Source organism: Nocardia sp. NRRL WC-3656 (assembly GCF_000720265.1).
In the GTDB taxonomy this organism is placed as follows: domain Bacteria; phylum Actinomycetota; class Actinomycetes; order Mycobacteriales; family Mycobacteriaceae; genus Nocardia; species Nocardia nova.
In genome coordinates this window covers 112,318-124,574 of record NZ_JOJF01000015.1, presented here as the reverse complement: position 1 = coordinate 124,574, position 12,257 = coordinate 112,318, and the positions used below count along the sequence as shown (strand labels likewise).

The window sequence follows — 12,257 nt, the reverse complement described above, 5'->3', positions numbered from 1 at the left end:
CCGGCCAGGACGTCGCCGCCGCCGGACAGATCGCAGCCACCGACACGGCGGGCAGGTAGTCGTCATGAGTTTTCTGCCGGAGGGGTTCAGCTCGTTCGTCGGTGAGGTCCTGACGAACTGGACGCAGGGGCGAGATCCCTCGCATATCCAGAATCCGTACGAGTTGCAGGGCAAATTCAACACCACCCGCGACAGCGTCCGAAACGACGCTCGCGCAATCGGTTTCGAGGGTGATTTCCGCACCCCGTCGGTGCAGACCACCGACAACTTCGAACGACACGACCTCGCGACCTTGCGGGAGAAGGTCGACAAGATCGACCTCGAGGCGGTCAACAACCTGAAGGATGCCTGGAACAAGATCGGCACCCAGGAAACCACCTCGTTGACGACGTTTCAGCAGGCCATGGGCAAAGCCACCAACGAGGGCATCTGGCGTGGCCTGTCGCGCAATGCCGCAGCGAAGGCGGTGACGGACTACACCTCGCAGGCGTCCAAGGTCGCCAAAGCCGCAGCACTGACCAGTAACAAGTTGTCGGAGCTGGCTACGGGCCTGGCGCCGACGAAAACGCTGGTGCCGCATGTGCCGGGCCATCGGTCCGGAGTCAGCAACGCGGTGAATCTCGTGGTGGGGAAGGGCTGGCGAGACGATGTCACGGCGTACAACAATGCGTATACCGAGGCCAAGCGGGTATTGACCACGGTCTATGCCCCGGTCGTCCACGAAAGCGATACCGGCGTCCCGGTCATTCCGAAACCGAACACGCAGGATCCGGCCGGGCCGGGTGACCAGCCGCCGCCGTCCTCGTGGCCCCCGGGCGGCAATGGTCCGGGACCCTCCGGCCCCGGCGGCACGCACGACACGAACCAGCCCAAGCCGGGTGATCAGAATCAGAACGGCCAGGGTTCGAATTCGCAGACATCGCAATCGAATCCGTCGGGGAACGGCCAAACGGACGGCTCGCAGAACGCCGGCGATCAGGCCCGTACCGATCCGTCGTCGGCGACGACTCCTTCCGGTCTCGACCCGAGTCCGCTCGGTTCCTCGGGTTCGTCCCTGCCGGGCGGCAGCGGCATCGGCGGTGGCCTCGGTGGAACCAACGGCCCGAACGGACACGGCAGCAGTGTGCCCGGGGGAGTCCAGCCCGGCGCTCTAGCGGGGGCCGGGGGACGCGCGACGGCCTCGGCGGCTCGTGCCGGCGCCAGCGGTATGCCCGGGATGGGCGGTGCTGGACGCGGTAAGGGCGACAAGGAAGAAGAACGCACCAAGAGCGTCGCCGACTACTTGATCAACCAGGAGAACGGTGACGAGTTGACCGGCATCCCGGATCTTCCGAAGACCGTTCCTCCGGTCATCGGGGAGTAGTGGCGGTCGTGGGCAGGAGGGCGGGGCGATGAGTGACAGAAAATGGCGGTTCGATGCGGCCGAATTCCGTGTGCTGTGGGACGCGACGGGGCGCGATGTGCTGCCGTACCCACTGGCACACCGGTTCACCGCCGAGCCGACGCTGGAGGATGTGAACCGGACGCGGCAGCGCATCGCGCAGGTCCTGCTGCCGCAATTGGACGAGGACCTGGACCGCGCAATCCGAGTGCTGTTCGATCCCGAGGTCCGCGTCGAGATCGCGGGGTTCCGCGGGCGCGGCCGTGAACACCGGATCCGCGTCCACGCCGCCGTGCGTGATCGCCACGGCGTGATCGCGGTGCAGGAACCGGGACCGGAGGATACGGTCGGCGGCGCGGTACACCTCTCCTATCTCGAATCCGATCGGGTCGCCGCCGCGGTGATCGCGGAATTGCCCGAATGCGCTGAGGGACAAGGCAAACCGCTGAACATTCCGGTCGAAGACCTGGAAACTTCCGCAGCTCACGTCCGTGATCCGTGGGTCGTCGGCCCGAAGGAACAACTGGCGCGCTTCCTGAAACGCCCGACCACCGCGAACTTCCACATCGCGGCCTATCCGTGGGGCAGCCCCGACAATCGGCATACGCAGGGCCGCAAGGACTTTCAGATCACGGATTTCGTGGACGACGGTCGGTACGCGATCTTCGGCGACCGCATCCTGCGCATCAAGCCGACCGATTCCAGGCGGATGACCGCACAGGTGCGGGACATGATCACCCGCACCACCACGGAGGTGCGCGACGGCGTACACCCGCGTCCCTGAGCTGCTCCGGTGTGTCACTCGTCGAGCCATTTGCGGATCCAATCGGGAGTGGCTGCGGGATAGATGATTTCACCGTCCTCCGCGTCTACCAGCGACCACCTCTCGGGCAGCGCCGGATCGCGCACGAGTCGATAGCCGGCCTTCTCGGCGCGGGAGCCGAGTGCGCGCAGACGCGCGGTGGAGTCCTCTGATGTCATCTAAGGCCTTTCGCCTCGGTGTGTGCGGTCGTGGAATGCAGGGAACGACGACCAGTACTCGTGCCTGATCGCATCCCAGAGCGGAGCCAGTTTCGGCAGTTTGTCCCGCATATCCGCAAGGTCAGGCGCCTCTTCCGCAGTGGAGGCAAGTATCGGCGCGGAATCGGAACAATTGCGTACGAGCAGGATTCGAATGGCCCGTCGGTCGAGCCGCCAGATCGCCAGCCACTCGCCGGCCTGGGTGTGGTGTTCGTGCATCGCGGGACCGACCCGTCGGCTATTCGATTGCGGTATATCTCCTAGCCCGGTGCGGTGTTAAGATCGCATCGTACGTGTGTGGGGATGTTCTCGTAACCAGTTGTGCTACTTCAATATTCGTCGGCATCGTGTCGTACCTTCCTCCGTGGTCGACCCGATGACCGAGGCTCCAGGAGCCACCACGCGTCTCGCGTCCGTGCGATTCGGTAGTGTCCCGGCCCAACACCGCACTCTTCGTCGCCAACGTTCTGCGGATTATGGGACCGGGCCTTCCCGGTCATCGGGGCGCGTTCAGTAGACACCAGAAAAGCGTTGCCGCACCGCAGTTTTCGGACCGCCGGACGTAAGTCGTCGGGCGTCCAGCATGGGGCGGTCCAGCATATACGGGTCCGAACTGGACCACACGCGATAGGGAGGCTGACGATGGCAGGTGGGTCCACTCTTCCCCGACGGGCATTGGGGCGACGAATGCGCGAATTGCGCTCCGCTGCGGGAAAGAGCCAATTGGCCGCCGGGCTGGCGATCGAGGTCTCGAAACAAGGCATCGGCCGCTTGGAGGAGGGGCAGGTAGTCCGCATCAGCACGGCGCAGTTTCGGGACCTGCTGGACTTCTATGCGGCGGACGCCGAGACGAAAGACGAAGTGCTGGGGCTCCTGCAAGAGGTGAAAGCTACTCGGGGAGTCGACTCCAGCTTCTGGTGGCGCGCCTTTTCCGACGTGGTAAACCCGAACTTCAACCACTTCATCAGCCTGGAACAGGCGTGTTCGAAGTATGCGACGTTCAACCTCACGCTGCTGCCCGGATTGCTGCAGACCAGAGCCTATCGCCGGTGGATCGTGGAAACTTCGGAACCGTCGCTTACCGCTGCCGAGGTCGAACAGCATGTCGATCTGGTCGACGGCAGGAAGCGAAGGTTCTCGGATCCGGACTTCTCCCTGGAAGTACTTCTTTCGGAATCGGCTCTGCGCCACAGACTCGGCGGACGGGAGGTGATGCTCGAGCAGTTGCGCCACCTCGTGGATGCCGCTGATCTACCCAACGTGTCTATCCGAGCGATCCCATTCGACGCAGGAACGCATCCCGGACTCGTACTCCAGTCGTTCGTGCTTTTCGAGTTCCCGCCGCTGCATCCCGGCCGGCCGGCGGAACAGCCGTTGCTCTACACCGAAGGCTTCTCCGGTGGACTGTTCATCGAGCACGATGCCGTCATTCGCGCCCATCAGACGGCGTTGGATCGCATGCGCGGTCTCGCCTTCAGCGAGGACGACACCAAAGGCCTGATACGGAAAATCAGCGAGGAGTATGTGGCCGTATAGCGCTCGTGGCATGGGTTCAGTCCGACATGCGGTGTATGAAGCACAGGGAGGCAGGCCGGTTCGTCACCCGCATGGTGAGCGGGAGGCGGACCTCGCAGCCGGCAAGAGTTCGCGGACCTCGACTTCAGGAACCGAACCGGCCCAACCCTCCTCTTCACCCTCACCGGATGGGCGAGCTTCACCACCGCCCTTGCGGCTGGCCGGTCCGATCACCCGCCGCCTAGCGACTCGGGTCGCGCCGCATTCGTAGTCTCTTGCGGAGCCCTCGTCTCCTGGCGTACAAGCATCCGGCCGTTGGTGGCGACCACGAGCGCAGTTCAGAGCGCCCGCAACCCGTGCAGCGCATCCTGCACAATCCCGCACAGCGCAGCGTCTGTGAGATCCCCATCCTCGCGCTGAGCAGGATCAATGGCGTACTCCTCGAGGGCATAGAGCACGCAGTCCAGCACCCGCCCGAACGGCTCTCGCACCCGCTCCCGTGACCGTAACGAAGCACTCCGCCCTCTCAGCCACGCCCGGGCAAAATCGCCCCCGGAAACCGCGCCCGCAACGAACAACTCCATCGAATTCAGCTGTTCCGCAACCCCACTGCCGGACGCGACCTCCGATGGCCGTGCCCACACCTTGATCCGCTCCGACACCAGAAGCGTTCTCCTTCACAAGCTTTCGGCGATTATGGACACGATGTCCTTTCGCCACGGGCTGTTGCAACTCGGGCAGCTCTCGATGTACTTGTGTGCGCGGTAGCGTTCGATCATGTCGCGCACGGGGCTGACCGAGGTCTCGACAGTCAGTGTCAAGTATCTCCGTGGGCAAGTCGGGCACTTAACCGGCGTATCGGTAGCAACCACGGCGCCATCGAAATCAAAGTAGTACGGCTCATCTTTGCAGATCTCTAGGTCCAAACGCTCGAGGTCCGTTCCATCGCTCCAGTGCAAAAACAACGGCAGCGTGGCTCTCCAGGGGAGGTGAACATCGATACGGCGAACTGATTCCGATCGACTGAGGTAGTCCGCAATTTCGACACGCTCACTGTTGCGCGGTGGATTCAAACCCAACTTCGAACTCCATCGGAAGTAGTAGTCGACGGAGTGCTTTCCCAAAGGGATAGCTTTGAGATCGACCATGCAACCGCTCCTCCTATAGCCGCCGGTCGTGTTCACTCTGAAGCGGCAAATAGCTATCACTTGTCGTCACGCCGGTTGGGGCGTAGTCCAAGAGTTTGCGGAATCTTAAGCTATTCCCACTCTGCATCTATGTCTGCCGATTCGATATATAGACGCCCATTTGTGAGTGCGATCTCGTGCGAGCAGCCGGCGCCGGATGGAAGTACTTCGTCCAACATGACGATTCCGATCCCGCTGGTGAAGTAGCCATCGCCGGACACTTGAAAGTTAATCGAGAATGTCGAACGATAGGTCAATGTCAGTCCCGCCTCGTGCTTGTACGGATTCGGCCCGAACCGGAGCGTCAAGTCTGCATTTTCTCGTTGTGAAATGGATTGTAGGTTGAGATCTTTCACGCATCGCAGCTCGTGGAAGTTGTAGTGTTCGCTATCGGAAGCGAACTGCCATGCGCCAGGCGGTAAATCGTCTCGAAGGTCATCTAGAACCTCCAAATAGCATGAAGCGTCGAGGTGGAACCCGACATCAGTTTTTTCGACTTTTACGTATTTCATTGCTTGCAACCGATCCGTTGACGCTTCCATTTATCGCCACTGATGTCCTCTTCTCCCTTCGGCTTCAGCCGACCCTGTTTCCTCATTATATCTACGGCAACGCCTTTCAGTCTGTTTTCGACGGACTCCGGGACGGATACGTCGGCATTATGGCCGTGTTTGGGGAACCAGCCGTTGCTGCCGAACATTCCTACTTCCTGGCCCTTGTGGTAAACATGTATTTCGAAATCGACGGTTCCATTGATTGGGAAGGTGTCGACGCGCGCGCGATAACCGCTGCCGAGGTTGACCCTGTCCTCGAGGCTGCTGGTCTGGGCCATGAGGCCGAGCGGATCGATCCACGCGGTCGGATTCGGGGGGTAGGAATTGGGATTCGGCGCGGCCACCAACCCAAGCGGATCCGTCGTGGTGAACCGGCCGATGGCGGGATCGTAATATCGATAATAGTTATAGTGAAGACCGGATTCTCGATCATATATCTGGCCCGGGAATCGCAGGATTGTTGCCTCGCGGCCGTGCCAGGTGGCCCGGCCCCACAGGTCGTTTGAGACGGCGCCCACCAATAGACTATTGCCTGGGTCCGCTAGATCTGTCGGAGCCCCCGCTGCATCTGTGTTGACGAATCGTACTTCGCCATTGGTCTTTTGTGTAAACACCTCATATGTTCGCGGACGGTGAGTCCATGCAATATGGTCACCTTCTGCAAACTGCTCGATCAAACTACTAGCGTCCCATATATACTCGAAATACTGGATCCGTTCTTTTCCATCGGCGGCAAAACGGGATCTCGAGTGACGTCTACCGAGGGCGTCGTATGTGTACCGCCACCACTCCCTGTCGGGCGTATACACATCCGTCAGCTGATCGAACCCGTTGTACCCGAAGTGCCAGATGTCCGGCTTCCGGGATAGCCGCGTCACTTCCTTCCGGATCAATCGCCCGGCCGCGTCATAGAAGTATCGAGTCCGTCCGTTGCGGATCAGTAGGTTGTTGCGGTACTCGCGTCGGCCGTTCGGAATGTGGTCGGGAGGCGGTGTCGATGCGTCGGGGGCGTGGGTGGGGGGGAGGGGTGCGGGGGTGGTCGATGGTGGCAGGGTGCTGGTGATGTTCGAGAGGGCGTCGTAGCTGTAATGCTCGGTGGGTCGGCCGTTATCGGTGATGGTGGTGATTCGGCCGGCGGGGTCGAGCGCGTAGGTGCGGTGTTGGCGGGTGGTGCCCTGGCGGTGAGTGGTTTGGGTGGTGAGGTAGCCGTCGGGGCGCCAGGTGTAGTCGTCGCGGCGGACCAGGCGAGCCGGATTGGGGATGGGCGGAGTGCCCGAGCCAGGTGTGCCCCCGGGGTAGCGGACGGATGCGTCACCAGGGCGGTGACCAGGCATCGGTTCACCACTGGGGTGTCGGCCGGGCATCGGCACACCACCGGCGTGTTGACCGGGCGTCGGCGCACCACTGGCGCGTTGACCCGGTATCGGCGCACCACCGGGGCGTTGGCCGGGGATTGCTCCGGGATGCTGCCCACCGGTGGGGGCCGAAGTCGGAGGTCCCGCCGACCCGGGGACCTGCGGTGCCCGCGCCGCGACCTGGCGGCTCAATACCTGGCCCACCGGTGAAAGCGTTTGCTCCACAAACAGATTTCCCAGGGACCATCCGGTCGGGCGGCCCAGCGCGTCGTGCGAGAAGGTCGCCCGATGCCCGTCGATGGTCATGGAGGTGACGCGGCCGGCGGGGTCGTAACCCCAGCCGGTCACAGCCCCGGTGGGGCTGCGGCGGGAGGTGCGGCGGCCGTGTTCGTCGTGGTCGAACAGCATCGGCGGGCGGTCGTCGACGCGTTGGGAGACGAGGTTGCCCGCGGGGTCGTAGGCGAATTCGACGGTGTGGGTGCGGTCGTGGCCGACGCCGGAGATCGCCGCGCGGAGGCGCCCCACCTCGTCGTGACTGTAGAGCTGGTATTCGCCCGTGTCACACCGGATCTGGGTGAGGCGGCCGAGGATGTCGTGGGTGTGGTAGCGGCGGACACCGGTGGGGGTGGTGACGACCGCCAGGGTGCCGTCCGGGTTGTGTTCGTAGGCGGTGGTGGCGCCGTTGTAGTCGGTTTCGGCGGCGAGTCGTCCGGCCCGGTCGTAGCTGTAGGTCCAGGAGTCGCCGAGGGGGTTGGTGACGGTGGTGAGGCGGCGTTCGGTGTCCCAGGTGTAGAGGGTGCTGGTGCCGTCGGGGTCGGTGCGGTAGGCGAGCAGGTCGAAGGCGCCGTATTTGTGGAAGGTGACGTTGCCGGCGCGGTCGGTGTGGGTGAGAAGATTGCCTTCGCCGTCCCATGTCCACGATTCGGAACAGCCGTCGGGGTCGGTGCGGCGCAGCGGTTTGCCCTCGGGCGACCATTCGTGGCGAGTGATACCGCCGAGTGCGTCCGTGACGGCGACCGGGCGCCCGAAGTGGTCGCGTTCGATACGGGTGACCGCGCCGTACGGGTCGGTGACGGCTATCGGAAGGCCCGCTGCGTCGACGTCGAACACCGTTGTCGCGCCGGTCGATTCGATCACCGACGTCACCGCACCGCTCGGTGAATGGTCGAATGCGGTGCGGCGTCCGGCTTCGTCGACGATGGCGGCCACGTTGCCGTGCGCGTCCCATTCCTGCTTCCGCGTGGAACCGTCGGCGTCGGTGATAACGGTCGGCCGGTTGCGTGCCGCGTAGCCGATGGTGATCGACTTCTCGTCGGGCCGAACCACTTTGGCCAGATCACCGTCGGGCGTGTAGGTGTAGTACGTGATCCCCCCGTTGGGCGCGATGACGCGCAGCGGCTTGCGATCGGGGGTGTAGTCGGTGTGGATCCGTCCGCCGAGCGGGTCGATCACATCGCGAAGCTTGTGGTCCGGGTCGAAGTCGTAGATAGTGGCCGCGCCGGTGGAATCGGTGACCGTGGTGCGGGTCCCGCTGCCGTCCGGATAGGTGAAGTAGTCGAAATCGGCGTCGAGGATGCCGTTGGTGCCGCGCTGGCGGACGACGCGACCCGCCGGATCGTACGTGTTGGTGAGGGAGTTGCCGTTGGAATCGGTCCACGACGTCATCCGCTGCTCGGTGTCGTAGGTGTAGGTCGTGGTCGCGCCGACCCCGTTGGTGACACCTACCAGCGCGCCCGCTTCGTAAATGAAAGTCCGGACCGGAGTGGAGGTTTCGTCGTTGGCGGCGTGGTGGCGGCCGACGACCACCAGCCCGGTGACCCGCCCCGCCCCGGTCTCCACCCGGACCCGGTACCCGCCCGAATGCGAAACCTCGATCGGTGACCCGTCGCTGTCGTAGTGGAATCGGATCAGGTTGTGGTGCCGGTCGACGATCGCGCTGATCGCGTAGTTGCCCAATCGCACGTCGAGTCCCTCGAGCGTGGCCTCGGGCTCGAAACACCAGCTCAGCTCGCGATCCGGATCGCTGACGCGATATCCGCCGGTGTCGGTGCGCACCAGGGGCCAGCGCAGTTCACCGTTCAGCGGCAGGACGGGATCGCCGGGTTCGGAATGCGGGTAGGCGAGCATGATGCCGTCGTCACCGATGAAGGTGACGGTCGCGGACTCGACCACGATCCGGATATCCAGCGTCGCCGACCACGAGGGTCCGAACCAGCGGCCGAACCGGTAGTCGGAGCGATGGCGCCGCCGCAACTCCAGCGGCAGCACCCCGGGAAGTTCGAGATCCGTTTCCGGCAGCAGGAATTCACCCGTCGCCCCGTCGACCGGATCACCACATCCGGTGACCTGCTTCTCGGTGCGGGAATTCTCCGGTCCGGATTCCGCGGCATGAGTGCCGCTGCCCTGATCCTTGTCCGCTTGCTGATGCGGGTCGTTCCTGGGTTTACCGGTCGAACCGTCGTCCGGATCGCCGGAACCGTCGTGTGAGGTGCTGTGCGTATCGGCGCCGTCGTCGTGCGGTTTGCCGTGTTTGTCCGGCGTGTCCGGCTTGTGTGAGCTCGGATGCGTATCGCCGGCAGTGGTTTTCGTATGCGGTTTCGCGCCGTCGATATGCGTGCCGCCGCGTCCGCGCTTCAGTGCCTTCATGATGTCTTCCCACGCACCCTTGAGCTTGTGCAGCAGGGGCGTGAGCTTCTTGAAGGTCGAGGCGAGCTTGCGGAACAGTTTGGCGATCGTGGTCAGTACCTTCGCCACGAACGTGGTCGCCTGCGCGGCCACCAACGGGGTGGCCACGCCCAGCGTGCACACCTCTTCGGCCGCCCACGCGGCCAACCGGCCCACGGCCTGGGCGATGAGGTCGCGCACGGTCTGGCGGACGAACGCCACCACGCCGCCGGCCATCGCGATCGCCGACGAGCCCGCCGAAGCCGCATTCGATGCCGCGGCCAGCAGCGAATTCGTCTCGGCCGCCTGGGTTCGGTAGGCGTCCCCCGCGCTGCCGACCCAGTCGGCCACGTCCTGATCGACGGACTTCTTGTGATCGTCGGCGACCTGCTTGATGTGGGTGGAGACGTTCTCCCAGGTCTTGGCATACGCCTGCACCGTATCCGGATCGCCGGCCACCCAATCCAGCGCTTCCTGCAGCGGTTTCACGTGCTCCATCAGGAAACCGACGCCGTAGGAGGCGAGCGTGCCGATCGGATCGACCGCCAAGGACACGGCCTCCATCCCTGCGCCGAGCACTGCGAGGCCGCCGTCGACCCACGATCCGGAGGAGATCGCATCGTGCACGTCGGCAACCGATTCGGCGATTCCGATGCCGGTGTAGGACTTCGTGGAATCCTCCCGCTGGGCGATCAGCGGGTTGTCGGCTTCCGTCGTCACCAGGTGGCCTCGGGTTTCACCGAAGCCAGCTCGCTCGCATTCGCCGAATCGGTGCTCTGCAGCGAGGTCGCGACCTGGCCGAGCGTGCCCGCATCCGCGTTCAACGCGTCGGCGGCGGTCTTGATCGCCTGCAGTCCGCCGTCTTCGACCGTGTCGACGAACAGCGGCGGCAGGAACGAGCACAACTTCCCGAAGGCGTCGGTCGGCACCGAGACGGCCTGAACGGCCTGTAGCGCCACGTTCAGTGAATCACTCACGCCCTGAACATTTTTCGCATGTGTGCGGATTTTGTCCGGATCGACGTGCACCTGACCACTGCTCATCGGGCCGCCCCGCCCGGTGTGTGGTAGCTATCGGATGCGTTCACGTCGCCACCCCGCCCCCTTCGTCCGAACCGCGCAACCCCGTCGAGCAGGGCGCACAGATCGAATATAACGAACGGAGACAGGGCTTTCGATTCAGCTGGCCTTTGCCGCTGCCGCGGTAATCGGTGCCGGAGTGGGCGCAGCCCAGGCCGGCGCACGCGCGGTCACGCCCGCCGCTGTCGGCGTCGCCGCTGGTTGATCGGGAACGCGAAATCGCCCCTCTCGACCGAAGTTCCAATTCGAGAGGGGCGATGTCGTCCTCAGTTCGGTGCCCAGTCGGCGGGGAAGGCTCGGTAGGTGCCCAGCGGCAACCGGGCGTCGTAGACCATCTCGCCGGTCGGGGTGAATTCCGAAATATGCGGTGCCATGCCCCAGCCCACCAGGGTGTTGCCGTTGGGGAGCGGCTGGGCGTCGCCCATGGCGAAGGCGGTCAGGCCGGCGGGGTGGGTTTGGTTGCGCACCAATGTGGCTCGGTGGTTGTCGAAGTCCAGGTGGATCCACTGCACACTCGACACGCCCAGTGTCTCGAAGCCGCTGGAGTTGTTGTTGAACAGGCGCAGCGTATCCGGGTCGGCGAATTCCGCATCGTGCTGGAATGCGAATTCGACGCCGGGGCCGAGATCGAAAGTCGAATGCCTGCCGCCGAGTTGCCACTTGATCGCACCGGTGTGGATGTCGACGTCGTAGACGGTGGAGGTATCGCGCATCGAGATCACCAGATCGCCATCGGGATCCAGTGCGATCGAATTCATGTGGTACGGGTCGTAGGTGTCGCTGCCGGGAAGTTTGCCGGGGGTGGTGGTGTCGGTGAGCGGGACGTGCTCGGCGGCGCTCCAGCGCAACAGAACTCGCTTGCTCGCCACGTCGACCACCGTGGCGACGGTGTCGTACATCTTGCCGTTCTTCGGGCCGCCGATCGCGGACAGATCGGCGTCCACCTCCTGATACGACGTGATCAGCGCTCGGCCGTCGGGAGTCAGGCGGAATTCGTGCACATCGCTGGGAGCGCCACCGGCATCGAGGGTTTCGATGACGTTGCCGTGTTCGTCGGCGATGTAGTCGGCACCCGAGCCGTGCCCGCCGACGGTGCCGCCCTGCCACCACGTCAGCACCCGTTTGCCCTGGTACGTCTGGGTGCGGAAGTTCGAGACGTCCTGTCCGGCGGGAGGCGTATAGCGCCAGACCTCATGCCCGGCCTTGTCCACCACGATATTCGCCGGAGCGGTAGCCGGAACGGCCGACAGCGCCTTACCCGCCCCCGGAACCAGCGCCGCCGCACTGACACCGTTGCTGTAGTAGATGTAGCCGGGCGCCGCGGCCGGGGTGTTCACATCCACCGTGTATTCGGGTGCGCCTACCGGAAAAGTCGGCAGCGGAGCCGCGTGCGCGGTGAGCGGGATGGATGCGGCGCCTACCCCGACCGATGCTGCGATCAGCGTGGCGGCGTGGCGAAGGTTCCTGGCAATCCTGGCCATCAGTTTCCTTCAGCTGAGTCG

At 64.1% G+C, this 12,257-nt stretch carries 10 protein-coding genes; 3 read left to right on the top strand and 7 right to left on the bottom strand.

The genetic code is table 11. The features are described from left to right. Positions 1–64 precede the first annotated feature (64 nt). A complete protein-coding gene (locus IG65_RS35995; RefSeq protein ID WP_030516534.1) occupies positions 65–1,363 on the top strand; it encodes a hypothetical protein in 1,299 nt (432 codons plus the stop codon). A 28-nt stretch (positions 1,364–1,391) separates the two neighbouring features. Beyond that, positions 1,392–2,165 (top strand): ESX secretion-associated protein EspG, encoded by a 774-nt coding sequence (locus tag IG65_RS0120355; RefSeq protein ID WP_030516533.1) that lies wholly within the window; start codon positions 1,392–1,394, stop codon positions 2,163–2,165. Positions 2,166–2,179: 14 nt separating this feature from the next. Here the strand turns inward: IG65_RS0120355 and IG65_RS0120350 are convergent, their stop codons facing one another. Next, positions 2,180–2,362 carry a hypothetical protein gene (locus IG65_RS0120350; protein WP_030516532.1) on the bottom strand — a complete coding sequence of 61 codons (183 nt, stop codon included), beginning with the start codon at positions 2,360–2,362 and terminating at the stop codon, positions 2,180–2,182. 681 nt (positions 2,363–3,043) lie between these two features. Between IG65_RS0120350 and IG65_RS0120340 the strand changes: the two genes are divergently transcribed. Then, positions 3,044–3,937 carry a helix-turn-helix transcriptional regulator gene (locus IG65_RS0120340; protein WP_081879617.1) on the top strand — a complete coding sequence of 298 codons (894 nt, stop codon included), beginning with the start codon at positions 3,044–3,046 and terminating at the stop codon, positions 3,935–3,937. 317 nt (positions 3,938–4,254) lie between these two features. Here IG65_RS0120340 and IG65_RS0120335 read toward each other — a convergent pair whose 3' ends face one another. The 6 genes from IG65_RS0120335 to IG65_RS0120315 form a co-directional block, all read right to left on the bottom strand. Then, a complete protein-coding gene (locus IG65_RS0120335) occupies positions 4,255–4,578 on the bottom strand; it encodes a colicin immunity domain-containing protein (RefSeq protein ID WP_030516529.1) in 324 nt (107 codons plus the stop codon). A gap of 15 nt (positions 4,579–4,593) precedes the next feature. Continuing rightward, positions 4,594–5,064 (bottom strand): hypothetical protein, encoded by a 471-nt coding sequence (locus tag IG65_RS37870; protein ID WP_156055699.1) that lies wholly within the window; start codon positions 5,062–5,064, stop codon positions 4,594–4,596. A 110-nt stretch (positions 5,065–5,174) separates the two neighbouring features. Further along, positions 5,175–5,615, bottom strand: coding sequence for a hypothetical protein (locus tag IG65_RS37865; protein WP_156055698.1), 441 nt, complete (start codon positions 5,613–5,615; stop codon positions 5,175–5,177). Continuing rightward, positions 5,612–10,396 (bottom strand): DUF6531 domain-containing protein, encoded by a 4,785-nt coding sequence (locus tag IG65_RS0120325; protein ID WP_051756527.1) that lies wholly within the window; start codon positions 10,394–10,396, stop codon positions 5,612–5,614. The genes IG65_RS37865 and IG65_RS0120325 overlap by 4 nt, the downstream gene beginning before the upstream one ends. Then, positions 10,393–10,719: a type VII secretion target gene (locus IG65_RS0120320; RefSeq protein WP_051756525.1), complete on the bottom strand. Its 327-nt coding sequence runs from the start codon at positions 10,717–10,719 to the stop codon at positions 10,393–10,395. Before IG65_RS0120320 ends, IG65_RS0120325 begins: the two co-directional genes overlap by 4 nt. A gap of 302 nt (positions 10,720–11,021) precedes the next feature. Beyond that, positions 11,022–12,236, bottom strand: coding sequence for an arylsulfotransferase family protein (locus IG65_RS0120315; RefSeq protein WP_030516525.1), 1,215 nt, complete (start codon positions 12,234–12,236; stop codon positions 11,022–11,024). Positions 12,237–12,257: the final 21 nt, after the last annotated feature.

Excerpts from the sequence above, each read along its gene's own strand:
- IG65_RS35995 (WP_030516534.1), top strand. The coding sequence starts at position 65 with ATGAGTTTTCTGCCGGAGGGGTTCAGCTCGTTCGTCGGTGAGGTCCTG.
- IG65_RS37865 (WP_156055698.1), bottom strand. The coding sequence starts at position 5,615 with ATGAAATACGTAAAAGTCGAAAAAACTGATGTCGGGTTCCACCTCGAC.
- IG65_RS0120340 (WP_081879617.1), top strand. The coding sequence starts at position 3,044 with ATGGCAGGTGGGTCCACTCTTCCCCGACGGGCATTGGGGCGACGAATG.
- IG65_RS37870 (WP_156055699.1), bottom strand. The coding sequence starts at position 5,064 with ATGGTCGATCTCAAAGCTATCCCTTTGGGAAAGCACTCCGTCGACTAC.
- IG65_RS0120350 (WP_030516532.1), bottom strand. The coding sequence starts at position 2,362 with ATGACATCAGAGGACTCCACCGCGCGTCTGCGCGCACTCGGCTCCCGC.
- IG65_RS0120315 (WP_030516525.1), bottom strand. The coding sequence starts at position 12,236 with ATGGCCAGGATTGCCAGGAACCTTCGCCACGCCGCCACGCTGATCGCA.
- IG65_RS0120320 (WP_051756525.1), bottom strand. The coding sequence starts at position 10,719 with ATGAGCAGTGGTCAGGTGCACGTCGATCCGGACAAAATCCGCACACAT.
- IG65_RS0120355 (WP_030516533.1), top strand. The coding sequence starts at position 1,392 with ATGAGTGACAGAAAATGGCGGTTCGATGCGGCCGAATTCCGTGTGCTG.